This window comes from Stenotrophomonas sp. STEN020 (assembly GCF_056760195.1).
This window is the reverse complement of record NZ_JBRREI010000001.1, coordinates 118,718-141,945: the sequence shown is the minus strand read 5'-3', so window position 1 is coordinate 141,945 and position 23,228 is coordinate 118,718. Positions and strand designations below refer to the sequence as shown.

General features: G+C 63.6%; 18 protein-coding genes. 8 read left to right on the top strand and 10 right to left on the bottom strand.

Annotated features, from left to right (window positions below):
* Window positions 1-17: 17 nt before the first annotated feature.
* Window positions 18-1,406 carry an FAD-binding oxidoreductase gene (locus ACVOLZ_RS00560; RefSeq protein WP_481514674.1) on the bottom strand — a complete coding sequence of 463 codons (1,389 nt, stop codon included), beginning with the start codon at window positions 1,404-1,406 and terminating at the stop codon, window positions 18-20.
* A 202-nt stretch (window positions 1,407-1,608) separates the two neighbouring features.
* Here ACVOLZ_RS00560 and serA point away from each other — a divergent pair, with 202 nt between their 5' ends.
* The gene (serA, locus tag ACVOLZ_RS00555) at window positions 1,609-2,850 is read left to right on the top strand and encodes a phosphoglycerate dehydrogenase (RefSeq protein ID WP_481514673.1); all 1,242 of its coding nucleotides are present in this window, start codon (window positions 1,609-1,611) and stop codon (window positions 2,848-2,850) included.
* A gap of 306 nt (window positions 2,851-3,156) precedes the next feature.
* Here the strand turns inward: serA and ACVOLZ_RS00550 are convergent, their stop codons facing one another.
* On the bottom strand, window positions 3,157-3,702 hold the full coding sequence (locus ACVOLZ_RS00550) for an NUDIX hydrolase (protein WP_481514672.1): 546 nt from the start codon (window positions 3,700-3,702) through the stop codon (window positions 3,157-3,159).
* Between the two features lie 188 nt (window positions 3,703-3,890).
* Here ACVOLZ_RS00550 and ACVOLZ_RS00545 point away from each other — a divergent pair, with 188 nt between their 5' ends.
* From ACVOLZ_RS00545 to ACVOLZ_RS00520, 6 genes are all read left to right on the top strand, one after another.
* A complete protein-coding gene (locus ACVOLZ_RS00545; RefSeq protein ID WP_481514671.1) occupies window positions 3,891-5,366 on the top strand; it encodes an amino acid permease in 1,476 nt (491 codons plus the stop codon).
* A 78-nt stretch (window positions 5,367-5,444) separates the two neighbouring features.
* Window positions 5,445-6,890 carry an amino acid permease gene (locus tag ACVOLZ_RS00540; RefSeq protein WP_481514670.1) on the top strand — a complete coding sequence of 482 codons (1,446 nt, stop codon included), beginning with the start codon at window positions 5,445-5,447 and terminating at the stop codon, window positions 6,888-6,890.
* Window positions 6,891-7,064: 174 nt separating this feature from the next.
* Window positions 7,065-7,712, top strand: coding sequence for a methylthioribulose 1-phosphate dehydratase (locus tag ACVOLZ_RS00535; protein WP_481514669.1), 648 nt, complete (start codon window positions 7,065-7,067; stop codon window positions 7,710-7,712).
* A gap of 28 nt (window positions 7,713-7,740) precedes the next feature.
* Complete coding sequence (locus ACVOLZ_RS00530; RefSeq protein ID WP_481514668.1) at window positions 7,741-8,295, top strand: 1,2-dihydroxy-3-keto-5-methylthiopentene dioxygenase; 555 nt, start codon at window positions 7,741-7,743, stop codon at window positions 8,293-8,295.
* A 142-nt stretch (window positions 8,296-8,437) separates the two neighbouring features.
* Window positions 8,438-9,136, top strand: a complete 699-nt coding sequence (mtnC, locus tag ACVOLZ_RS00525; protein ID WP_481514667.1) for an acireductone synthase — start codon at window positions 8,438-8,440, stop codon at window positions 9,134-9,136.
* Window positions 9,137-9,282: 146 nt separating this feature from the next.
* Window positions 9,283-9,792, top strand: a complete 510-nt coding sequence (locus ACVOLZ_RS00520; RefSeq protein ID WP_481514666.1) for an MgtC/SapB family protein — start codon at window positions 9,283-9,285, stop codon at window positions 9,790-9,792.
* Between the two features lie 135 nt (window positions 9,793-9,927).
* Here ACVOLZ_RS00520 and ACVOLZ_RS00515 read toward each other — a convergent pair whose 3' ends face one another.
* Window positions 9,928-11,085 (bottom strand): metallophosphoesterase, encoded by a 1,158-nt coding sequence (locus tag ACVOLZ_RS00515; protein WP_481514665.1) that lies wholly within the window; start codon window positions 11,083-11,085, stop codon window positions 9,928-9,930.
* Window positions 11,086-11,436: 351 nt separating this feature from the next.
* Complete coding sequence (locus ACVOLZ_RS00510) at window positions 11,437-13,254, bottom strand: DUF885 domain-containing protein (RefSeq protein ID WP_481514664.1); 1,818 nt, start codon at window positions 13,252-13,254, stop codon at window positions 11,437-11,439.
* A gap of 218 nt (window positions 13,255-13,472) precedes the next feature.
* Between ACVOLZ_RS00510 and ACVOLZ_RS00505 the strand changes: the two genes are divergently transcribed.
* Complete coding sequence (locus ACVOLZ_RS00505; RefSeq protein WP_481514663.1) at window positions 13,473-14,741, top strand: amino acid permease; 1,269 nt, start codon at window positions 13,473-13,475, stop codon at window positions 14,739-14,741.
* A 138-nt stretch (window positions 14,742-14,879) separates the two neighbouring features.
* Here ACVOLZ_RS00505 and ACVOLZ_RS00500 read toward each other — a convergent pair whose 3' ends face one another.
* The 6 genes from ACVOLZ_RS00500 to ACVOLZ_RS00475 all read right to left on the bottom strand — a co-directional run bounded on the left by ACVOLZ_RS00500 (window position 14,880) and on the right by ACVOLZ_RS00475 (window position 23,150).
* Window positions 14,880-16,517, bottom strand: a complete 1,638-nt coding sequence (locus ACVOLZ_RS00500; RefSeq protein ID WP_481514662.1) for a family 43 glycosylhydrolase — start codon at window positions 16,515-16,517, stop codon at window positions 14,880-14,882.
* Window positions 16,518-16,642: 125 nt separating this feature from the next.
* Window positions 16,643-18,139, bottom strand: a complete 1,497-nt coding sequence (locus tag ACVOLZ_RS00495) for an efflux transporter outer membrane subunit (protein WP_481514661.1) — start codon at window positions 18,137-18,139, stop codon at window positions 16,643-16,645.
* 10 nt (window positions 18,140-18,149) lie between these two features.
* Entirely contained in the window at window positions 18,150-19,265 is a 1,116-nt protein-coding gene (locus ACVOLZ_RS00490; protein WP_481514660.1) for an ABC transporter permease, read from the bottom strand.
* Window positions 19,266-19,267: 2 nt separating this feature from the next.
* Entirely contained in the window at window positions 19,268-20,389 is a 1,122-nt protein-coding gene (locus tag ACVOLZ_RS00485; protein WP_481514659.1) for an ABC transporter permease, read from the bottom strand.
* Entirely contained in the window at window positions 20,389-22,149 is a 1,761-nt protein-coding gene (locus tag ACVOLZ_RS00480; protein WP_481514658.1) for an ATP-binding cassette domain-containing protein, read from the bottom strand. The genes ACVOLZ_RS00485 and ACVOLZ_RS00480 overlap by 1 nt, the downstream gene beginning before the upstream one ends.
* On the bottom strand, window positions 22,149-23,150 hold the full coding sequence (locus tag ACVOLZ_RS00475) for an HlyD family secretion protein (protein ID WP_481514657.1): 1,002 nt from the start codon (window positions 23,148-23,150) through the stop codon (window positions 22,149-22,151). Before ACVOLZ_RS00475 ends, ACVOLZ_RS00480 begins: the two co-directional genes overlap by 1 nt.
* Window positions 23,151-23,228: the final 78 nt, after the last annotated feature.

The following is a 23,228-nucleotide window of genomic DNA, read 5'->3' as shown; positions in this document are numbered from 1 at the left end:
CGCGGCCAGCTGCGCGATTACTGATCGAACAGCTTGCCCGGATTCAACAACCAGTTCGGATCGAACGCGCGCTTGACCACGCGCATCAACGCGACTTCGGCCTCGCTACGGGTGCTGGAGAGATAGGCCTTCTTGACCAGGCCAATACCGTGTTCGGCCGAGATGCTGCCATCAAACCGCAACAGCACCTGCGCCAACAGCTTGGTCACATGCTCGCACTGGCTGAGGAACTCGGCGTCACTGGTGTCATCGGGCTTGAGCACATTGATGTGCAGGTTGCCGTCGCCGATATGGCCGAACCACACCACTTCAAAGTGTGGATAGGCGCCATTGATCAGCGCCTGGGTTTCGGCCAGGAAGGCTGGCATCGCCGAGATCCGCACCGACACGTCGTTCTTGTACGGCTTGTAGCGCGCCACCGATTCAGTGATGCCTTCGCGCAGACGCCACAGCTGCTGTGCCTGTGCCTCACTGGTGCTGATCACGCCATCCAGCACCCAGCCCTGTTCCATGCAGTGCTCGAACGCCGCCAGCGCGGCGGCTTCGCCAGCCTCATCGGCCGAGGCGTATTCGGTCACCACGTAATACGGGTGAATCTCCTCGAACGGATACTGCGCGCCATGCGCGGTGACGTGCTTGACCGCCAGATCGGTGAAGAACTCGAAGGCCTCCAGCTGCAGGCGCTCGCGGAATGCGGAAAACACCTGCATCAATACTTCAAACGACGGCAGCGCCAATACCATCACATTGGTGGTCGGCGGCGGATCGGTCAGCTTCAAGGTCGCTTCGACCACGATGCCTAGCGTGCCTTCCGAGCCGATCATCAGCTGGCGGAAGTCGTAGCCGCTGGAATTCTTGATCAAGCCCTTGTTGAGTTCCAGCAGTTCACCATTACCGGCAACTACCTTGAGCCCGGCGATCCACTCGCGGGTGTTGCCGTAACGGATCACGCGGATACCGCCAGCATTGGTGGCGATATTGCCGCCGATCGAACACGAGCCACGCGCGGCGAAATCCACCGGGTAGATCAGCCCATGTTCCTTGGCGGTGTTGTGCACCGCTTCCAGCGGCATGCCGGCCTGCACCACCAAGGTGCGATCCACCGCGTCAAAGCCCAGCGGCTTGTTCATGCGCTCCAGGCTCAGCACCAGCTCGCCGTTGGCCGCAACCGCACCACCGGACAGGCCGGTTCGACCACCGGACGGCACCACGGCCACATTGTGCTGATTGGCCCAGCGCACCACCGCCTGTACTTCTTCGACGTTGCCCGGCAAGGCGATGGCCAACGGGGCCGGCGTCCAGCGTCGGGTCCAGTCGCGTCCGTAATGCTCCAGATCGCCCGGCTCGGTCTTCAAACGCAGGTCGGGGCAGGACTGCAACAGGGATTCCAGGCGCGGATCGGTCATGGCGGTGTTTCGGCGACGTGAAAGCCGCCAAGCGTGACAGCCGCGCCGCGCGCCGTCCAGTCACACTGCCAGCATCGGCCCTGCGCCCTGGATTTCATCTGAAACCTTTTGCCATCAAGGCTTTGCCGCATTGCGCAGCGCACAAAAGCCTGCGGGTTCTGGCATAGTTGGCGGCCTACCCCTTTACGCCGCCGTTCACGACATGTCGCCCAAGAAGACCTCGTTTCCGAAGCAGGACATCCGCGTTTTGTTGCTTGAGGGGGTCAGCCAGACCGCCGTGGACGTCTTCAAGGCGGCCGGTTACTCGCAGATCGAGCTGCACAGCAAGTCGCTGCCCGAGGACGAACTGAAGGCGCGCATCGCCGAAGCCCACATCGTCGGCATCCGCTCACGCACCCATCTAAGCGCCGAGGTGCTGGCCGAAGCCAAGCGCCTGATCGCGGTCGGCTGCTTCTGCATCGGCACCAACCAGGTCGACCTGGAAGCGGCCGAACTGGCCGGCATTCCGGTGTTCAACGCACCCTACTCCAACACCCGCTCGGTCGCCGAGCTGGTGATTGCCGAGGCGATCATGCTGACCCGCGGCATTCCGCAGAAGAACGCCGAGTGCCACCGCGGCGGCTGGTCGAAGTCGGCCGCCGGCAGCCACGAAGTGCGCGGCAAGACGCTGGGCATCATCGGCTACGGCCACATCGGCACCCAGGTTGGCGTGCTGGCCGAAGCGCTGGGCATGCACGTGATCTTCCACGACATCGAGACCAAGTTGTCACTGGGCAACGCGCATCCGGCGATCAGCCTGGATGACCTGTTGAAGCGTTCGGACGTGGTCACCCTGCACGTGCCGGAGAACGCCTCCACGCAGTGGATGATGGGCGCTGAGCAGCTGGGCAAGATGAAGAAGGGTGCGCACCTGATCAATGCAGCGCGCGGCACCGTGGTCGATATCGACGCACTGGACGCGGCATTGGCCTCGGGCCACCTCGGCGGCGCTGCGGTGGACGTGTTCCCGGTCGAGCCCAAGGGCAATGGCGATCTGTTCGAATCGCCGTTGACCGCGCATGACAACGTGATCCTGACCCCGCACGTCGGCGGCTCCACGCTGGAAGCGCAGGAGAACATCGGCGTGGAAGTGGCCGCCAAGCTGGTGCGTTACAGCGACAACGGCTCGACCCTGTCTGCGGTCAACTTCCCGGAAGTGACCCTGCCGGAGCACGAGCAGAGCCTGCGCCTGCTGCACATCCACCGCAACGTGCCGGGCGTGCTGTCCAAGATCAACGAGATCTTCTCGCGCCACAACCTCAACATCGACGGCCAGTTCCTGCGCACCGACCCCAAGGTCGGCTACGTGGTGATCGACATCACCGCCAGCGAAGAACAGGCTGCTGCGATCCGCGAAGAGCTGGCCACGATCCAAGGCACGCTGCGTACCCGAATCCTGTATTGATAGAGCCGCCCTCACCCCAACCCCTCTCCCGCAAGCGGGAGAGGGGCTAGTTGGCTGCGCGCCGCAGCGCCACGTAGTGCCGAGCCATGCTCGGCAGAGGCGGTCCTAGCAAAGTCAAAACCAACCCCTCCCCAACCCTCCCCTTCGCTACGCGAAAGGGAGGGAGCTGTAGTGCCGAGCCATGCTCGGCAGAGGCTTTCCTGGTAATGCTCCAGCCGAGCATGGCTCGGCTCTACCAATGCGCCTTTCCGGCAATCAACCTACCCTCCCGGCAATGCCCCAGTGCAGCATCGCTGCGCGTCGCAGCTATCTCTGCAGCCAGCGGCGTGCCATCCGCCGCATCGATTCATCTTCGTCGCTGGCGATCTCGGCCACCGGCCGCCATGCCAGCTCCAGCGATTCCTCACTGACCACGAACGCCTCATTGCTACCGGCGACGACCACATAGCGCACGTCATAGTGCCAATGACCAGGAACATCCTTGCGCTCAGGAATCCAGTGCCGGTCCAGATCAAAAATATCGGCCGAAGCCAGCGTCAAACCAGGCAGACCGGACTCCTCTTCGGCCTCGCGCAGCGCTACCGCGGTCAGGTCGTGGTCGCCATCGGCATGCCCACCCAACTGTAACCAGCGTTGCAGCTTGCGATGATGGGTGAGCAACGCGCGCTGGCCATCAGAGCTGACCAGCCAAGCGCTACCTGTGAAATGCCCAGCCAGCCGCTCGCGGGTGAATGGATCCACCCCGCCTTCATCAAGCAGGGTCAGGAATTCCCGCGCCACCCCCTCATGCTCCGGATGCCGTCGGGAATAGCCCTCAAATGCCTGTCGCAACTGCTGATCCTGTCCAAGCATGACTGTAAGCACATCCCAACATTTCAATCCGGCGGTCATTATCGCTGTCGATGTTGCAGTTGCGCTTGTCGAGTTTCGCTAGCTTTGGCAAGGTAGAGCAGTTGCCGACCGTTCAGCTTGCGTCGCCATACAACCGGCCCCGTCGCCCCAGCGCGTTCGGGCCAATACACAGCTCGGGAATTTGCGGAATGCTTAAAACACTGTTGAGGGTCAAACCGGTCGAACCGGCCGCACATGTCGATGCCGGTGAGCCGATCGAAGGCAGCCTGCAAGGCGAAGCCACGCTCAAGCGGACCCTCACCGCCAAGCATCTGATCCTGCTCGGCATCGGTGCGGTGATCGGCGCCGGCATCTTCGTGCTTACCGGCCAGGCCGCGGCCAACCACGCCGGACCGGCGGTGATGCTGTCCTTCGTCTTCGCCGGCATCGCCTGCGCGCTGGCCGGCCTGTGTTATGCCGAGTTCGCGGCGATGATGCCGGTTTCCGGCAGCGCCTACTCCTATTCCTACGCCACGCTGGGCGAAGGCATGGCCTGGTTCATCGGCTGGTGTCTGGTACTGGAATACCTGTTCGCCTCGGCCTCGGTGGCGGTCGGTTGGTCGGCCTACCTGATCAGCTTCATCACCACCACGTTGCACATGCCCTTCCCCGACGCCTTGTCGGCGGCGCCGCTGGCCTGGACCGGCAGCGAGTTCGTCAACTCCGGCAAGCTGTTCAACCTGCCTGCCGTGCTGATCGTGGCCGCCATCACTGGCCTGCTCTACGTCGGCGTTACCCAGTCCACCCTCGTCAACGCGGTGATCGTCGCGATCAAGATCACCGTGATCTGCCTGTTCGTCGGCTTTGGCATCCAGTACATCGACCCGGCCAACTGGCAGCCGTTCATCCCGCAGAACACCGGCACCTTCGGCGAGTTCGGCTGGAGCGGCGTGTTCCGCGCGGCCACCATCGTGTTCTTTGCGTATATCGGCTTCGACGCCGTTTCGACCGCCGCCGGCGAGACCAAGGACCCGCAGAAGAACATGCCGATCGGCCTGCTCGGTTCACTGGCCGTCTGCACCCTGGTCTACATCGTGGTCTGCGCAGTCCTGACCGGCATGTTGCCGTACAACCTGCTGGGTACCGACAAGCCGGTAGCCACCGCGCTGGAAGCCTATCCCAGCCTGTCCTGGCTGAAGACCGCAGTCGAGATCGGTGCCATCGCCGGCCTGTCTTCTGTGGTGCTGGTGATGATGATGGGGCAGTCGCGCATCGCCTACACCATCTCACGCGACGGCCTGCTGCCGAAGATGTTCGGTAAGGTGCACCCTCGCTTCCGCACTCCCTACATCAGCACCATCGTGGTCGGCGTTCTGGCAGCCGCGCTGGCCGGGCTGGTACCGCTGAACGTGCTCGGCGAACTGGTCTCGATGGGCACCCTGCTGGCCTTCGCCACGGTCTGCATCGGCGTGCTGGTGCTGCGTCGTACCAAGCCGGACATCGTGCGTCCGTTCAAGGTACCGGCCGCATGGTTGATCTGCCCACTGGGTGCACTGGCCTGCCTGGCCTTGTTCATGCAGGCCTTCGTGGTGCATTGGCACCTGTTCGTCGGCTGGACCGTGCTTGGCCTGTTCATCTATTTCGGCTACGGCATCCGCAACAGCAAGCTGAACAAGCGCGCCTGATCCATACCCTGACCGGCGCCCTGCGCGCCGGTTTTCTTTTGCGCGCCCGCCGCGCACCGATGAGCGAAGACCCGAAACATGTTCAAGCAACTCTGGGCCACCAAACATCCGCACGCCGCACATGAGGAAGCCAATGGCCTGAGCCTGCGCCGCACCCTCGGCCCCTGGGGGCTGACTGCGCTGGGCATCGGCGCGGTGATCGGCGGCGGCATCTTCGTCATCACCGGCCAGGCCGCAGCCAACCACGCCGGTCCGGCGATCATGCTGTCCTTCGTGCTTGCAGCCATCTGCTGCGCCTTCTGTGCACTGGCCTATGCCGAGTTCGCCTCGATGGTGCCGGTCTCCGGCAGTGCCTACACCTATACCTACGCAACCTTCGGCGAGCTGTCGGCCTGGTTCATCGGCTGGATGCTGGTGCTGGAGTACGGTGTCTCTGCTTCAGCGGTGGCGGTCAGCTGGACGGGTTACTTCCTCAGCTTCCTCAACCATTTCGACATCCACCTGCCGGCCGCGCTGGTCAGTGCGCCACTGGACGCCCAGCTCAAGCCGACCGGCGCCATCGCCAACATCCCAGCAGCGATCCTGGTGCTGCTGCTGACCTGGCTGTGCTACGTCGGCATCAGCAAGTCCTCGGCAATGAACATGGCCATGGTGGTGCTCAAGACCGGCCTGATCCTGCTGGTGATCATCGCTGGCTGGAAGTACGTGGACACCAGCAACTGGACCCCATTCATTCCGGCCAACGAAGGCCCTGGCAAGTACGGCTTTGAAGGCGTGCTGCGTGGCGCGGCGATGGTGTTCTTCGCCTATATCGGCTTTGAAGCGGTCTCGGTGGCGGCGCAGGAATCGCACCGCCCGCAGCGCGATCTGCCAATCGGCATGCTGCTGTCGCTGGTGATCTGCACCGTGTTGTACATCGCCATGGCTGCGGTGATGACCGGTCTGGTGCCTTATCAGCTGCTGGGCACGGCCGAGCCGGTGGTCACCGCCGTTGCCGCGCACCCGCAGCTGGACTGGTTGCGCATCATCGTCGAAGTCGGCGCGCTGATCGGCCTGGCGTCAGTGGTGTTGGTGATGGTGATCGGCCAACCGCGCATCTTCATGATCATGGGCCGCGACGGCCTGCTGCCGCCGGTATTCACCAAGATCCACCCCAAGTACCGCACCCCGCACATCAATACCGTGATCACCGGTATTGGCATCGCCCTGCTGGCGGCATTGTTCCCGCTGGACATCCTCGGTGAACTGACCTCGATGGGCACGCTGATAGCCTTTGCCGCAGTCTGCGCCGGCGTGCTGGTCCTGCGCCGCACTCAGCCGGACCTGCCGCGCCCGTTCCGCATCCCGATGGCCTGGTTGATCTGCAGCCTGGGTGTGCTCAGCTGCATTGCCCTGCTGACCGCGATGACCCTGCACAACTGGATGCTGATGGGTGTGTGGACCGCAACCGGCTTCATCATCTATTTCCTGTATGGCGTACGCCACAGCAAGCTCAATGCGGCAAACAAGGCCAAGAACGGCTGAGTTGTCAGCGCTGAACGAAACTGAAGCCCGGGAGCGATCCCGGGCTTTTTCATTACCTGGATAGGCCTCCTCGCAAAGCCCCGCGCCACCGGAACCCTCCCATATTCCATGCCGGCATCAGTTCCATCCGGATACATGCATGAACCTGCGGGCGTTCTTAGTAGAATGGGCCCCATGAACGCGCCTACTGTCCCCTACGACGCCCAGCGACTGAGCGAACTGGCCCAGCTGCTGATCGACAACATCCGCGAGCTGGCCCACGCCGGCTGGACACCTGCCACCAGCAGCAACTTCTCGCACCGGCTGGACGACCAGCATGCGGCCATCACCGTGTCCGGCAAGGACAAGGGGCGGCTGATCGAAAGCGACATCATGGTGGTGGATTTCGACGGCAAGGCCGTGGGCCGCCCGCTGCGCCCGTCCGCTGAAACCCAGTTGCACACCCAGCTCTACGCCCGTTTCCCGGAAATCGGTTGCGTGCTGCATACCCATTCGCCGGTGCAGACTATTGCCTCGCGCCTGTACGGCAGCAACGGCCATATCCGCCTGGAGGGCTATGAGCTGCTCAAGGCCCTGCATGGCAACACCACCCACGAGACCGCCGTCGACCTGAAGGTGTTCCCCAACACCCAGGACATGGACGTGCTGGCCGCCCAGGTCGAGGCCGAACTCGACAAGGGGCCGATGTGGGGCTATCTGATCGACGGCCATGGCCTGTATGCCTGGGGCCGCGACATGGCCGAAGCCCGTCGCCATCTGGAGGCGTTCGAGTTCCTGTTGCATTGCGAACTGGAACTGCGCCGCCTGCGCGGCCACGCCTGATCCTTCTTTCTACTACGTCGAGTCCCCCATGAGCCGACTGCGCATTTTCAATGAAACCGCCCCGGACGCACCGCTGTTCGACAGCCGCGACGGCGCCGTCATCGCCGCCGAACTGAACAAGATCGGCGTCACCTTCGAACGCTGGCAAGCCAAGCACCCGGTTACCCCCGGCGCCAGCCAGGAAGAGGTGTTCGCCGCCTACCGCGAGGACATTGATCGTCTGGTTGCCGAGCACGGTTTCAAGAGCGTGGACGTGGCCTCGATCGCCCCGGACAACCCGGCCCGCGCCGAGATCCGCAAGAAGTTCCTCGACGAGCATTACCACAAGGAAGACGAAGTGCGTTTCTTCGTCGCCGGCTCCGGCCTGTTCACCCTGCACGTGGGTGACAAGGTCTATGAAGTGGAGTGCGTCAAAGATGATCTGATCGCGGTGCCCGACAGCGTCAACCATTGGTTTGACATGGGTGAAGAGCCCAGCTTCGCCGCCATCCGCTTCTTCACCGAGCCGGACGGCTGGGTCGGCCACTTCACCGGCACCGACATCGCCCAGCGCTTCCCCCGCTACCAGCCCAGCGCGGCATAAGCCGAGCTGAGCCCGCTCTATGCTCAAGCCCCTCTCCCGCTCGCGGGAGAGGGGTTGGGGTGAGGGCAGCTCCACGCTGTTCAAGCCTCAACCCAACCGCACAACGCGCGTGCCGCCAACGCAGCGCGCAGGACTCCAAAGCATGACCATCAAAGCCATCCTCACCGACATCGAGGGCACCACCTCCAGCATCTCCTTCGTCAAGGAAGTGCTGTTCCCGTATGCCCGCAACGCCCTGCCCGGTTTCGTCCAGGCACACGGCAATGAACCGCAGGTCCGCCAGTGGCTGGACGCGGTCGCCACCGAGATCTCCGCCAGCGCCTGCCAGGATGAGGTCATCGTCGAAACCCTGCAGGGTTGGATCGACCAGGACCGCAAGCACACCGCACTCAAGGCGCTGCAGGGCATGCTCTGGGACGTGGGCTACCGCAACGGCAACTACACCGCCCACCTTTACCCGGAAGTGGCCGATGTACTGCGCGGCTGGCACGCCAGCGGCCTGCCGCTGTACGTGTATTCCTCCGGTTCGGTGCCGGCGCAGAAGCTGTTCTTCGGCTTCAGCGACGCCGGCGACTTGAACAGTTTGTTCTCAGGCAACTTCGACACCGAAGTCGGCGGCAAGCGCGAGGCGCCCAGCTATGCGCACATCGCCAAGGCCATCAACATCGACCCGGCCGAGATCCTGTTCCTGTCCGACGTTGTCGAAGAACTGGACGCCGCGCGCGAGGCCGGCCTGCAGACGGTGCTGGTCGACCGCCTCAGCGATTACCCGCAACCGCGCACCGGCGAGGCCACCCACGGCCACACCCGGGTCGAACGCTTCGACCAGATCGCGCTTTGATCGTCTGAGCTGCAATCCGCACCACGACGGCCCCTGACGGGGCCGTTTTTGTATCCTCGGCATCACCGCCGGTAAAGGAAAACCAACGCACGATCAGCCTTCAAAGCCCGCCCACCGATCACGCCAGCAACAAAGGACGCCATCGCATGAGCATCGCCGCAGAAATCGGCCAGGCACTGGCCGCCGAGTTTGCCCTTCCCGATGTCGGCACAATGACCGTCATCGTCTCGCGGCTGGCTACCGCCATCGTGCTCGGCGGGTTGCTCGGCCTGGAGCGGGAGCGCAAAGGGCGCGCAGCCGGCCTGAAGACCCATATCCTGGTCTCGGCGGGTTCGGCTTTGTTCGTACTGACGCCCTTGCAGATGGGCATTTCCGGCGCCGATGTGACCCGGGTGATGCAGGGCATCGTCTCCGGTATCGGCTTCCTCGGCGCTGGCGCCATTCTCAAGCTCGACAACGAAGAACGCATCCAGGGCCTGACCACCGCCGCCGGCATCTGGATGACGGCCGCCATCGGCATGGCCGCCGGCATGGGCATGGAAATGGTGGCTTTCATCACCACGCTTGCGGCATTGGCGGTCGTGAGCACGCTACCGAAACTGATGCCCGACAAGCGCAAAAGCACTGAAGGCAGCGAAGCAGACCTCGATACCTGACCAAACTCCCATCCAACCCTGCTTCTTGCGGGAGCGGCGTAAGCCGCGAAGCACGCACATCATCAGATGACAAAAATGCCAAGAGGCTGAGCACCGCCAGCTTCGCGGCTTACGCCGCTCCCACAAGTCCGGTGGTTACCTGGCCGGACTGCGCAGCACCAGCACATCGATGCTCGAAGGCACGCCCAGGCGCGCGGTGAAGCCGTCCCATTGGCCCACGCCGCTACTGACGAACAAGGCCATCTCTCGCACCCGGTATTCACCCCGGACAAACCCGTGGTTGAACGGAGCTACCACCCAGCGGTCGAATCCCAGCATGTGTCCGCCATGGGTATGCCCGGAAATCTGCAGGTCGATCGCGCCGGTTGCAGCGGCCGCGCGCGCCTGCTTTGGCTGGTGGGCCAGCAATATATGGACTTCGCCGCCCCTGCCACCATCCACGACAGCCTGCATGTCCGGTGCCATCCCACCGTGCATGTACGAGCTGGGCTTCAGCGCCGCGAGGTCCCCGATGCCGGAAACCGCCAGCCTGCGACCATTGATGTTCAGCAGTGCGGTCTGGTTCTCCAGCACCCCCAGGCCCATCTGCCGGAAATGCGCCATCCACGCGCTGTAGTCGTAGTAATACTCATGGTTGCCCGGTGCCAACCAGACGCCGTAAGGCGCCTTGAGCTGCGCCAGCGGCGCGGCGAAACGTCCGCTGTCCTCCAGACCACCGTCGGCCATGTCGCCGGGCAACACGATCATGTCGGGTTTGACCGCCAGGGTTGCATCGACGATGCGCTGCGTGCGCCAGGTGCGCTTGACCGGGCTGATATGCAGGTCAGCCAATACCGCAACGCGCAGGCCGTCCATTTCCTTGGGCAGATGCGGCACGACCAGCTCACGCTCGTGTACTTGCGGTGGCTTGAGGCCGTTGTAGATGCCCAGCGTTGCGAGCAGCACGATCACCGCTGCTGCGCCTTGATTGAAGCCGACGCCGTGCCACAGCGTTGCGACGCGTGATGCGCGCGGCAGCAGTCGTGACAGCAGCCATCCAGCTTCGCGCAGCAGTACGAACACCAACACCAGCATGAACATCACCAGCACCCAACCGAATACCAGCTGGATCCAGGCTTCGATCGTGTAACTGAAGATATCCAGCCGCCACAAGGTGGCGAAACTCAAGCCGATCAGTGCAAGCGCCACACTGATGCCGGTCCGCCACCGGCGTTGCAGCTTGGACAAGGGATGGACCGGCCACCAGAACAGGATGGCCAACAACGGCAGCAGCAGCGATACGATAAAAGTCATCAGCGGTACGCGATAGGTAAACGAGGAACGCCCGCGAATAGACCGCCAGCGGGCTCAAGTGGTTACCGTGCACTGTGGCACAGCAACATGGCAGAGCTAGCGCCTACCGCTGGAACACTACGTAGCCCAACTGTAGAGCCGAGCCATGCTCGGCTGGGGCTTTGCCGGCAATGTCGTTGTAGCCCGCAATCAACTGATTGCGGACCGTTCTGCCGTTTTATCATTGCCAGCTTCGCGGCTGACGCCGCTCCTACAAGCAATTCCTGTAGAGCCGAGCCATGCTCGGCTGAGGCATTACCGGGAAAGCCCATGCCGAGCATGGCTCGGCACTACCGGTAGGCGGCTTGCCGCTTACTTGGACTTTTCGGCGATCCAGGCGTTGAGCTTCTCGTCGAGCACGTCCAGCGGCACCGAGCCGTCCTTCAGCACTTCGGCGTGGAACTCACGGATGTCGAACTTGGCGCCCAGCTTGTCCTGCGCGCGTTTGCGCAGTTCCTGGATCTTCAGTTCACCGGTCTTGTAAGCCAGCGCCTGGCCCGGCCAGGCGATGTAACGCTCGGCTTCGGCAACCGCATCCGGCTCGCTCACCGAGGAATTGGCGAACATGTAGTCCAGCACCTGCTGGCGGGTCCAGCCCTTGGAATGCAGGCCGGTGTCCACCACCAGACGCACTGCGCGCCACAGCTCGCCCTGCAGGCGACCGAAGTAGCTATACGGGTCGGTGTAGACGCCCAGGTCCTTGCCAAGGCTTTCGGCATACAGGCCCCAGCCTTCGATGAAGGCGGTCTCGCCACCGAAGCGACGGAACGCCGGCACACCCTTCAGTTCCTGCTGCAATGCCAGCTGGAAGTGGTGGCCCGGGATCGCCTCATGCAGGAACAGGTCTTCGGCGTCCCAGGTCTTGCGCGTCGGCAAGTCGTAGGTGTTGACGTAGAAGATGCCCGGACGGCTGCCGTCTTCGCTGGGCTGCATGTACTCGCCGCCAGCGGCCGACTTGGCACGGAACGCCTCGATCGGACGGATCTCGAAACCGGCCTTCGGGGTCAGCGAGAACAGCTTGGGCACGTTCGCGTTGATCTTGGCTTCCAGCCCGCGGTAATGCTCCAGCAGTTCCGGCTCGGACTTGAACTCGAACTGCTTGTCTTTCTGCATGAAGGTGAAGAATTCCTGCAGCGAGCCCTTGAAACCCACCTCGGTCATCACCGTCTGGATTTCAGCGTGGATGCGTGCCACTTCCTTCAGGCCAATCTCGTGGATCTGCTCCGGGGTCTGCGCGGTGGTGGTGCTCTGCTTGGCGTTGAAGGCGTACCACGCCTTGCCGTCCGGCAACGAGTCAAGACCAACCGTGTCGCGGGTGGCCGGCAGGTATTCGTTGGCGATGAAGTCACGCTGCTGCTTGATCGCCGGCATCAGCTTGTCGTTGATCACGCTGCGGAAGGCTTCGGTCAGGCGATCCTTGTCGGCCTGCGAGAAATCGGCCGGCAGCAACTTGATCGGCCCCCAGAACTGGCTGTCTTCAGCCTTGGCAGTGATGATCTCATCGAACTGCGGCACAACTTTTTCCATCAGCACGCGCGGCTGCACCACGCCAGCCTTCATGCCTTCGCGCATGTTGGCGTTTTCGGTTTCCAGCAACACCGGAACGCGGGCGGCACGCGCCAGCCAATTCTCGTAATCCTTGACCGTCTTGAACGGCTGCGCCACCTGGCCCGAACCCAGCATCACCGCATAGCTGACGGTGGAGCCCATCTGGTTGACCGGCATCATCCAGGTCGGGAACTTCTCCCCCTCCAGCGACTGCTTCTGGTCTTCAACGAAGATGCGGTAGCTGAGCAGATCCTGCCCAGCAAGGCCCGCGTCTCCGATCTTCTCGGCCTTGCCCAGCCATTCCTGGGTGAAGTCGTGGCTTTGCTTGCGGAACTCGGCCGAGCCGAAATCCGGCAACTGGTCGTTGTAGCGGTTGTCACCCTGGAAGGTGGCCTGCAGCGGGTTCAGCTTGAGCACGCCTTCCCAATAGTCAGCGTACAGCTGGTTCAGCTGCGCGGCCTTGTCGGCCTGCGGTGCCTGCGCAGTACTGTCGCCAGCGGCTGGTTGCGATGACGGCGAACAGGCGGCCAGCACGGTGGCCAGGGAGAACGAGACGGCAAGCGCGAGCGGTCGAACAGTCATCGGAGGTTTCCAGGACAGGGAACAAGGCCGCCAGCGTCAGCGCTGCTGTGCCCTGCCGGAAGGGCCAAAGGTCATTACCGGCAGGTTTCACTTAGCGGTCTGGCCTGCAAACCGTCATAATCCGTCCCCTGCTGCGGTCGCCACCGGCGTCTGCCAACCTTGTTCACGCTCTCCCGGGCCTTCTGTACCCGGCGCGAGCCTTTGCCGTTGCTGTATTTATGACTACTTCGCGTCGCCCGTTGGGCTTCTGGTCCGCCACCGCCCTGGTTGTGGGCAGCATGATCGGCTCGGGCACCTTCCTGTTGCCAGCCACCCTCGCCCCCTATGGCGCGGCCACCCTGATCGGCTGGGGCATCACCTTGTGCGGCGCGCTGCTGCTGGCAGTGACCTTTGCCCAGCTGGCCAAGCGCTGGCCGCAGACCGGTGGCCCCTACGTGTTCGCCCGCAACGCTTTTGGCGAGCTACCCGGCTTTCTTGTCGCCTGGAGCTACTGGATCTCAATGTGGTGTGCGATTGCCGCCATCGCCGTCGCCTTCGCCGGCAGCATTGGCGCCATCTTTCCTGCCCTGACCGCAACCCCGGTGCGCGCTGCGGCCTGCGGTCTTGTCGCGCTGTGGCTGTGTGCAGGCGTCAACCTGATAGGTGTGCGCGAAGCCGGACGCCTGCAGCTAGCAACCACCGTCCTGAAAGTAGTACCGCTGCTGATGTTCGGCCTGGTCGCGCTGTGGCTGGTGGATACCAGCCACTACGTGCCGTTCAATCCGTCCGGCGAATCGCTGGGCAGCGTTGCCGCCGCCACCGTCGCGCTGACCCTGTGGGCGATGATCGGCCTCGAGGCCGCCACGGTCCCGGCCGAGTCGGTCGACGACGCACCTCGCACCGTCGCCCGTGCCACCGTCGCCGGCACCGCCATCGCAGGTATCGCGACCGTACTGGCCTGCACCACCGTGCTGGGCCTGCTGCCAGCCGATGTGCTCGCCAGTTCCAGCGCACCGATGGCCGATGCCGCCGCCGCCTTGTGGGGGCCGACCGCCGGCATGCTGCTGGCCGTGGTGATGGCCATCTCCTGCGTCGGCGCACTCAATGGCTGGACGCTGCTGGCAGCGCAGCTGCCGATGGCGGCCGCCCGCGATGGCGTGCTGCCGCGCGCTTTTGCCCACGAGAACAAGCGCGGCGCGCCGGTCTTCGGCGTCATCGTCAGCTGCCTGCTGGCCACCGTGCTGGTGATCTGCAACTACAACCGCTCGCTGGTGGACCTGTTCAAATTCTCGGTACTGCTGTCCACCGCCGCCACCCTGCTGCCCTACCTCGCTGGCGCCGCCGCATGGCTCTGGCGTGGCAGCGGCATTGCGTCGCGCATCGCCGCTGCTGGCGCATTGATCTTCAGCCTGTACGCGATTGCCGGCATCGGCAGCGAGGCCCTGTTGTGGGGCGTGGCATTGATCGTGGCCGGCCTGCCGATCTACTTCTGGCTGCGCCGTCGCTGACTGTGGGAGCGGCGTAAGCCGCGAAGCCCGCACATCATCAGGTGACAAAGCTGGCGAGGATTCCGCAACGCCAGCTTCGCTGCCTACCCCTCTCCCACAAGAATCTGATGGCAGGACCTGCACCGGGTTCCTGATCGATCAAATTAGGCCCACGGATCTCTCACCCAGCGCCCGATAACGGAAATCACTGATCGCCACTTCACCGTTTCCTGCGGCGTAGATCCCTATCTTCAGGCTCAAGAATCCACCGAACACATTGTGGTGCAGGCCGGAGACTTCCATCCGGGTTGGGTGCAACTGCCAGCTGCGGCCGCCGTCATGCGAGTAATGGAAGGTCACCACGTTGTTGGTGTTGTTCAAACGCACCCGTACTGGGCCAGCAACGCGTGGCGCACGTGCCCACACCAGCTCTTCGGCGTATTGGAAGTTCTTGATGGTGTTGTCATCAAAACCGACGCCGATAAACGCCTTGTTGTTGTAGAACAGCAGCAGGCCAGCTTCCGCACCCGCGCCGGGGGACAAGGTGACTTCAACCTCATAGGACCGATCAGGCACCACGCAGGTCAGTGGTGAGCTGTCGATGGGCGAGGCACCGCTGGCTTTCAGTCGCAGCGCGCCTTTGTCATAGCGTGCGCGCTGGCGCTCGTCCGGCCCCGGACTATGAAACGCCCATTGGGTGCCAAAACGATCACCCGAGAAGTCGTCCGACAGTGCGAATCCCGCCGCCCTGGCCTTGCCACCTGCCGGCTTGCGCAGCGGTCGCGACAGATCCCCGCTCAGCGCCCGGAACCAGCCGTCATCGGTCCACTCGATGGGCTCAAGCAGTGTCTGTCGCCCCAGCGTTCGGAAGCCATTCTCGTAGGCGTGATAGACCATCCACCAATCGCCAGCAGGGCCTTCCACCAGCGTTGCATGGCCGCGGGACCACCATGGCTCCGCTTCTGATTGGGTACGCACCAACGGGTTCTGCGGGCAGTGCTCCCACGGCCCGTGGATGGAACGCGAACGTGCGGCGATCACCATGTGTCCGGTCACCGGGCCGGCGGTTCCGCCCACGGCAGTGATCAGGTAGAACCAATCACCATGACGCAGCAGCTTCGGGCCTTCAGGCGCAAAGTTCTCGGTGATCCAGTCATCCGGATAGCGCCACGGGCTGTACGCTGGCTCCAACGTGCCATCGGTGGCCAAGCCGTCATCGCGTAGACGCACACGGCGGATACCGTTGACGAACAGATAGCGCTTGCCGTCCTCGCCGACGATGTGACCAGGATCTATGCAACCGTCGATCTTGAGGTCGATCGGCTCGCTCCAGGGGCCGGCGATGTCGTCGGCCCAGATGACGAAGATCGACCAGCCCGATCCGGTCGGATTGGCCGGCAGATAGATGAAGTAACGACCATCATGCTTGCACAGGTCCACAGCCCATATATCGCCGAGTGTCTTGTGCAGTGCTGGCCCGATCGGCGCCCAGTTGACCAGGTCGGTGGAGTGCCAGATGACCAGGCCCGGGTAGGAATAGAACGACGAGAAGGTCATGTAGTAGTCGTCACCATCCTTGAGGATGGTCGGGTCTGGATGGTCCCCGGCGACGATGGGATTGAGGTAGGTACCATCCCCGAGGTCAGCGATGCGCTGACCTTCCGGCCCCTGACCCCAACGCGGCGTGGTGCTCGCACAGGTACCCGCGGCGGCCGGCTCCGCCAACAATGACAGTGGCGCCACCATGGCACCAGCGGCAACGGCTTTGAACAGCTCCCTGCGGGAAGTATCTGGCATGCAATTCACTCTGGGTCAGCGGAAGGCCGTCGGGACACCGTGGCGGGCGGAACTGTTCGAGTGTAGCCGCAGATGGACGCAGCCAATCCATCCTGCCCAAGCCCGCCCTGGTGCAGCACTTTCAGTCAGTCGTTTGATGGCGGTGCATTGCCAACGGCCTTGTTGACCGCAATGAACTGGCTACGCAGCAGCGCCTCGCTATCAACCAGGTAGCGCCGCGTCTGCAGATAGCCTCTGCGTGCATCAAGCACCGCCAGGAAGTCGATCAAGCCTGCTTCGTGCCGCGCCAGGGCGATCTTGTAGGCATCCGCCGTGGCCTGCTCGCGCACACGCAGCTGCGTGCGCTGCTGCTGGGCGGCGGTGTAACCGTTCAAGGCATTGTCGACGTCCTGCCAGGCCTGCAGCACGGTCTTCTGGTAGGCCACAGCGGCTTCCTGCTGTTCCAGCTCACGCAGCTGCACCACACTCTTGCGCCGACCGTGATCGAACAGTGGCAGGTTCAGCACCGGGCCGATCGACCAGGTGCGGCTGCCCCAGTCCGAGAACTCACCGGATAAATACGACTCGTAGCCGAACTTGGCACCAAGCCGGATGCTGGGATACAGATCCGCTTGGGCAACACCGACGCTGGCCGTCGCCTGTTGCAGGCGTGCCTGCGCGGCGCGTATGTCCGGGCGCCGCTGCGCCATTTCCGACGGCAGGCCCAGCGACAGATCCGGCAGCGCGTCGCTGGCGGCAACCACCGGCGCTGCAAGCTGGCTGCGCAATGCGCCGGGGTGCTCGCCGAGCAATAGCGCGAGTTGGTTGCTGCTGCTGGCTTCCTCGGCCAGCAAGCCCGGCAAGCGCGCGCGCACAGCCGCCAGATCGGCCTGCTGACGGTCCAGGTCCAGATGGTCCTGCAGGCCGCCGTCCACCCGTGCCTGCAGCAGCGACAAGCGTTCTTCAAGTGCGGCTATGTCCTCGTGTGCCAGTAGGATCTGGCGCTGTGCGGCGCGCAACTGCACGTAGCTGCGCGCCACTTCGCTGCTGACGCTCAGCCTTGCCAGATCCAACAACGCGGCCTGTTGCGCCATGCCGGCATCGGCCGCTTCGATCGAGCGCCGCACCCTGCCCCATAGATCCAGCTCCCAGGATGCATCGAAGCCGGCCTGATACAGATTGAATGGCTCGGCCAGCAGCTGTTTCAGTGCGTCACTGTCATTGCTGAGGATGTCGAGCATGCGCGTACCAGCACCGTTCTCGCTTTGGCGCTGACGATTGACGCCTGCAGATGCATTCACGTCGACACCGCGCTGCGCGGCAACCGTGCGCCGCTGCGCCCGCGCCTGGGCGAAGTGCAAGGCAGCTGTGCGCAGGTCCGGGCTCGCCCGCAAGGCGCGTTGTTGCAGTTCATCCAGAGTCGGGTCGGACAGCTGCGTCCACCACTCCGGCTGCAGTGCCTGCGTACCGACGTCGGCATTTAGTGACGCGTCACCGCCCCGCCATTGCGTCCAGTCGGTAGGGGCCGCCGTGTCCGGACGCACGAAGTCCGGCCCGACCGCGCAGCCGCCGAGCATCAAGGCAGCAGCAAGCGGCGACAGCAGCAGCGGCACGTTCAACAGTGAGCGCATTTGGGGAAACATGGATCGCGTCCTAGGTAAGCCGATTACGGAACAACCACGCCGCCAACGGCAAGGTGATCGCCGCCACCGCCAGCATGGGAATGAAGTTGAAGCCCACTTCCTGCAGGCCTGCCCCTTCCAGATAGACCCGGCGCACCAGATCGATGCCAAAACGCAGCGGATTGGCGTAGGTCGCCAACTGCAGCACCTTGGGCATGTTGGCCACCGGCGTCATCAGCCCGGACAGCAGCATCAACGGCATGATCAACAGGAAGGTGTAAAGCATCGCCTGCTGCATGTTGGCGGCCACCGCCGAGATCGACAGGCCGATACCTACCGAGGCGACGGTGAACACCGCAAGCGCCAGGTACAGCACGCCCACCGAGCCCGCCATTGGGATCTGGAACCAGAAACGGATGATCAGCAGGATGATGGTGGACTGCACCAGCCCCACCAGGATCGAGGGCAAGGCCTTGCCGATCAGGATCTGCATAGGTGTCAGCGGCGTGACCAGCAGCTGATCGAAGGTGCCCTGCTCGCGTTCGCGCGCCACTGACAGCGCTGCAATCAGCAAGGTCTGCAACATGCTCAGTGCGGCGATCAACGCCGGCATCAGCTGCCAGCGCGATTCCAGATTCGGGTTGTACCAACTGCGCGTGACCAGCTGCACCGGCTGCGCACCTGCAGCACGCATCTGGTTGAAATCAGCAACGATGGCGCCGATATAGCCGGCTGCAGCACCGGCCGTGGTCGAGTTGCGACCATCCATGATCAACTGCAGCGGCGCGCTCTGCCCAGCTGCCAATCGCTGCTCGAAATCACCAGGAATGCTGATGACCAACAGCGCTTCATTGGCGTCGATCAAGCCTGCAATCTGCGTCGACGAATCCAGCGTGGCCACGCGCTCGAACATGCCTGCACCATGCACCCGCGACAGCAACTCGGTCGAGGCCTGTCCGCCACTGAGGTCGAGCACCGCGTACGGCACATGACGCAGATCGAAGGTCGCGCCGTAGCCAAACAACAACGCCTGCATCAACGCCGGCATGAACAGCATGGCGCGACTGGAAGGTTCCTTCAGCAGGGTGATCAGTTCCTTCCTGCACAGGAAGGCAATGCGCCGGAAATAGATGGCAATGGCTTCCATGCTTACACCAGCCGCTTGCGCAGTTTGTAGCGGGTGCCGGCAAACAGCAGCAACGCATACAGCAGCAGGATGGCTGATTTCTGCAGGAACAATGGCCAGTTGTCACCGGTCAGGAACAGCGACTTGATCAGCCCCATGAAGTGCGTGGCCGGCAGCAGCTGGCTGATCACCTGCACCGCGACTGGCATGTTGCGCAGGTCGAACACGAAGCCGGACAGCATCATCGCCGGCATGAAACTGGTCAGCAGTGCTACCTGGCTGGCCTGGAACTGGTTGCGGGTGACCGCCGATATGAACAAGCCCAGCAGCAGCGACACGGTCAGATAGAGCAGCGAGCTGATCACGATCGCCAGCAGCGAACCACGCATCGGCACCTCGAACAGAAAGCGCGCGGTCAGCAGGCAGATCGTCAGGTTGATCGCGCCTATACCGAGATACGGCAACAGCTTGGCCAGCACCAGTTCGGTCGGCCGCACCGGCGTCACGAACAGTGCTTCCAAGGTGCCGCGCTCCCATTCGCGCGCGACCAGCAACGAGGTCAGGAAGGCGCCAATCAAGGTCATTACCAGAACGATCAGGCCCGGCACCAGATACCAGGTACTGGTGCTTGCCTCGTTGAACCACATGCGTTGGATTACGTTGACGCCGCCGCCCGCACTGCTGCCGCCCTGCCGATCAAGCGTGGTTTGCAGCTGCGTCGCCAAGGCGCCGCCCACATAGGCTTCCAGCGTGCGCGCCGTATTGGCATCCACGCCATTGAGGATCAACTGCACCTGCGCATTGCCATCCGCCATGCGCCGGCTGAAATCCACTGGCACCCGCACGATGCCGCCAACCTTGCCTTGCCGCATCAAGTTCACCGCGGCGCTCATGTCACGGACCTGCACCGGCGCCAGATACGGCGAGCCCTGCAGCCCTGCGACCAGCGATTGTGTGGTCGGCGAGCGCTCATCCAGCACCACCGCAACCGGTGCGTGGCTGACATCGAACGACAAGCCGTAACCAAACAGCAGGATCAAGGCCGCCGGCAACAACAGGCCGACCGCAAGGCTGCTGCGCTCGCGCAGCATCTGCCGGGTCTCCTTGCGCACCAGCGCCCATAAGCGGGGCAGGAAGCCGGACATCACGCGGCCCTGCCGCCTGCAGTGGCACTGCGCTGCGCGCGGCCCTGCTCGACTATGCCAATGAAGGCGGCATTCATGTCGATGCCATCACCACCGGCCTGCTCACGCACCTGCTGCGGCGTTCCCAAGGCAAGCAGTTCGCCTGCGTCCTGGATCGCGATGCGGTCGCAGTACTCGGCCTCCTCCATGAAGTGGGTGGTGACGATGATGGTCACGCCCTGCTGCGCCAGCCCGGTGATGGTGCGCCAAAACGCGCGCCGCGCCAGCGGATCGATGCCACTGGTCGGTTCATCCAGGAACAGGATTTCCGGTGCGTGCAGCAAGCCGACTGCCATCGCCAGACGCTGCTTGTAACCGGCCGGCAGCTCACCACTGCGGGCGTCCCTCTGCAGGTCGAAACGGCTGATGGCGTCGGCAACGCGCTGGCGCAGCTGCGCACCGCCCAAGCCGTAGGCACCGCCGAAGAATTCCAGGTTCTCGCGTACCGTCAGGTTGGCATAGAGAGCGAATTTCTGTGAGACATAGCCAATGCGAGCGCGCGCCTGGGCTCGGGCGCTGCGAAGATTCAGTCCGGCTACTTCCAGATGCCCGCTGCTGGCGGGAAGCAGCCCACAGAGCATGCGAAACGTAGTGGTCTTGCCAGCGCCATTCGGGCCTAGCAGGCCGAAGATCTCGCCACGGTGCACATCGAAGCTGGTGCTCGCCACCGCGGTGAAGTCCCCGAAGCGACGCACCAGATTGCGCACCACGATGACCGGCGCATCATCCTGCGGGATCGCTATCGGTGCGACCTCCGCCACCGGCAACGACGCTGGCGATTCATGCGCGCGCAGCAGCATCATGAAGGCGTCTTCCAACTCAGCTGGCCGCTGGCTGGGCGATTGATCCTGCAGCAACCTGGCGATATCCGACGGTGCTACACCGGGCTGCAGGCTGAAGCGCACCGAACCAGCACGCGGCACCGCATCCAGCACGTGGCGGCTATCGTCGATCAGCTGCGCCTGCAGCTCACGCGGCTGCAGCGGCGGCGCTGGTGCTACCGACCAGGTCAGACCCTGCGCCTTGCCGGTCAGCGCGGCCGGATTGCCCTGCGCCAGCAAGCGCCCTTGATGCAGCACGAAGATCTGCTCGCAGCGCTCCGCCTCATCCATATAGGCGGTGCTGACCAGCACGCTGAGCTGTTCCTCCTGCACCAGCTGTTGGATGATCTTCCATAATTCCCGCCGTGATAGCGGGTCCACGCCGACGCTGGGCTCATCCAGCAGCAACAGCTGCGGTGAGCGCACCAAGGTGCAGGCCAGGCCGAGCTTCTGTTTCATGCCGCCGGACAATTTGCCGGCCGGGCGCTGTTTGAACGCGGCCAGGTCGGTCATCTGCAGCAGCCGCTCGAAGCGCGCATGGCGCTCGGCCACAGGCACGCCATGCAGGTCTGCGTACAGATCCAGGTTCTCCTGCACGCTCAGGTCTTCATACAGGCCAAAGCGCTGCGGCATGTAGCTGATACGGTCCTGCACCTGCTGTGGTTGCCTTGCCACGTCATAGCCCAACACCTGCAGCTGACCAGCATCGGCCGGCAGCAAGCCGGCAACCATGCGCAGGAAGGTGGTCTTGCCAGCACCATCCGGTCCAACCAGCGCGCTCAGCTCGCCCTTGCGCACGCTCAGGGAAATCCCAGCCAGCGCCTCCACCTGCCCGCCACCGGCCGCCGGGAATCGCTTGCGCAGGTCAACCGCGACTACCGTGGCAGCAGCCGCTTCCATCAGCGCGCAGCCTCCTGCAGCCGCACGCTTACCGGCTGGCCCAGGCGCAGCTGATCCTGCGGATCCTCGACCACCACACGCACCTCATAGACCAGGCTGGTGCGCAGTTCTTCGGTCTGCACCGATTTCGGCGTGAATTCGGCCACGGAGGAGATGAAGCCGACCTTGCCTGCAACCGGTTTGTCTGGATGGCTGTCACTGGTCACCTGTGCGGCTTGCCCGCTGCGGATGCGGCCCAGTTCGGTCTCGCTGGCAAATAGCCGTACCCACTTGGGCTGGGTCAACGCCAGCGCAAAGGCCGGCCGTTGCGGACCGGCCATGTCGCCAACTTCCACCAACCGCGAGCGCACCACCGCTGCCACCGGCGCGGTGAGCTGGCCTTGCGCAATCTGGTGTTGCAGCAAAGCCAGCTGCGCATTGGCTGCCTGCAGCTGCGCTTCGGCTGCGGCGATGTCTTCCTTGCGTGGCCCTTGCTGCACCAGCACCAACGCCTGCTGCTGGAGTTCAACCGTCGCTGCCGCCACTTTCGCCACACTGCGTGCGCGGTCCATTTCCTGAGCGCTTACTCCACGTCCGCTGGTGGCGTTGGCCACGCCCTGCAGCCGCTGCAGGTCCTGCGCCGCACGCGCTGCATCGGCCTGCGCTGCGGCCAGCTGGCTCCTGGCCTGCACGACTTCCTGCGGCCGCGCGCCATTGTGCAGCCGCGCCACCGTCTGTCGTTGGCTCTCGATCTGTGCTTTGGCTTGATCGGCTTGCAGTTGCAAGGTGCGGATATCAAGCGTCGCCAGCACATCGCCGGCCCTGACCTTGTCACCCTCCTCCACCCGAACTTTCTGCACCCGGCCACTGCCATCGAAGGCAAGCGACACTTGGCGGATGTCCACATTGCCCTGCAACTGCAGAGCATCGCCTGCAGGTTTATCTCTACCGCTCCACCACCACAGCAGCAGCGCGCTCAGCACCGCGACGGCGGCCACCACGACAAGGACGGGCTTCTTCATCAGGACGCTTCCGCAAGCTGGGCTGGATCTGCCGAACAGCCTAGTTCAAATTAAATTTAATTTAAAGTAGTGCCGATC

Bases quoted from the DNA above. Each gene is read 5' to 3' on its own strand.
- ACVOLZ_RS00560 (WP_481514674.1), bottom strand. From the start codon at position 1,406: ATGACCGATCCGCGCCTGGAATCCCTGTTGCAGTCCTGCCCCGACCTG.
- serA (WP_481514673.1), top strand. From the start codon at position 1,609: ATGTCGCCCAAGAAGACCTCGTTTCCGAAGCAGGACATCCGCGTTTTG.
- ACVOLZ_RS00550 (WP_481514672.1), bottom strand. From the start codon at position 3,702: ATGCTTGGACAGGATCAGCAGTTGCGACAGGCATTTGAGGGCTATTCC.
- ACVOLZ_RS00545 (WP_481514671.1), top strand. From the start codon at position 3,891: ATGCTTAAAACACTGTTGAGGGTCAAACCGGTCGAACCGGCCGCACAT.
- ACVOLZ_RS00540 (WP_481514670.1), top strand. From the start codon at position 5,445: ATGTTCAAGCAACTCTGGGCCACCAAACATCCGCACGCCGCACATGAG.
- ACVOLZ_RS00535 (WP_481514669.1), top strand. From the start codon at position 7,065: ATGAACGCGCCTACTGTCCCCTACGACGCCCAGCGACTGAGCGAACTG.
- ACVOLZ_RS00530 (WP_481514668.1), top strand. From the start codon at position 7,741: ATGAGCCGACTGCGCATTTTCAATGAAACCGCCCCGGACGCACCGCTG.
- mtnC (WP_481514667.1), top strand. From the start codon at position 8,438: ATGACCATCAAAGCCATCCTCACCGACATCGAGGGCACCACCTCCAGC.
- ACVOLZ_RS00520 (WP_481514666.1), top strand. From the start codon at position 9,283: ATGAGCATCGCCGCAGAAATCGGCCAGGCACTGGCCGCCGAGTTTGCC.
- ACVOLZ_RS00515 (WP_481514665.1), bottom strand. From the start codon at position 11,085: ATGACTTTTATCGTATCGCTGCTGCTGCCGTTGTTGGCCATCCTGTTC.
- ACVOLZ_RS00510 (WP_481514664.1), bottom strand. From the start codon at position 13,254: ATGACTGTTCGACCGCTCGCGCTTGCCGTCTCGTTCTCCCTGGCCACC.
- ACVOLZ_RS00505 (WP_481514663.1), top strand. From the start codon at position 13,473: ATGACTACTTCGCGTCGCCCGTTGGGCTTCTGGTCCGCCACCGCCCTG.
- ACVOLZ_RS00500 (WP_481514662.1), bottom strand. From the start codon at position 16,517: ATGCCAGATACTTCCCGCAGGGAGCTGTTCAAAGCCGTTGCCGCTGGT.
- ACVOLZ_RS00495 (WP_481514661.1), bottom strand. From the start codon at position 18,139: ATGTTTCCCCAAATGCGCTCACTGTTGAACGTGCCGCTGCTGCTGTCG.
- ACVOLZ_RS00490 (WP_481514660.1), bottom strand. From the start codon at position 19,265: ATGGAAGCCATTGCCATCTATTTCCGGCGCATTGCCTTCCTGTGCAGG.
- ACVOLZ_RS00485 (WP_481514659.1), bottom strand. From the start codon at position 20,389: ATGTCCGGCTTCCTGCCCCGCTTATGGGCGCTGGTGCGCAAGGAGACC.
- ACVOLZ_RS00480 (WP_481514658.1), bottom strand. From the start codon at position 22,149: ATGGAAGCGGCTGCTGCCACGGTAGTCGCGGTTGACCTGCGCAAGCGA.
- ACVOLZ_RS00475 (WP_481514657.1), bottom strand. From the start codon at position 23,150: ATGAAGAAGCCCGTCCTTGTCGTGGTGGCCGCCGTCGCGGTGCTGAGC.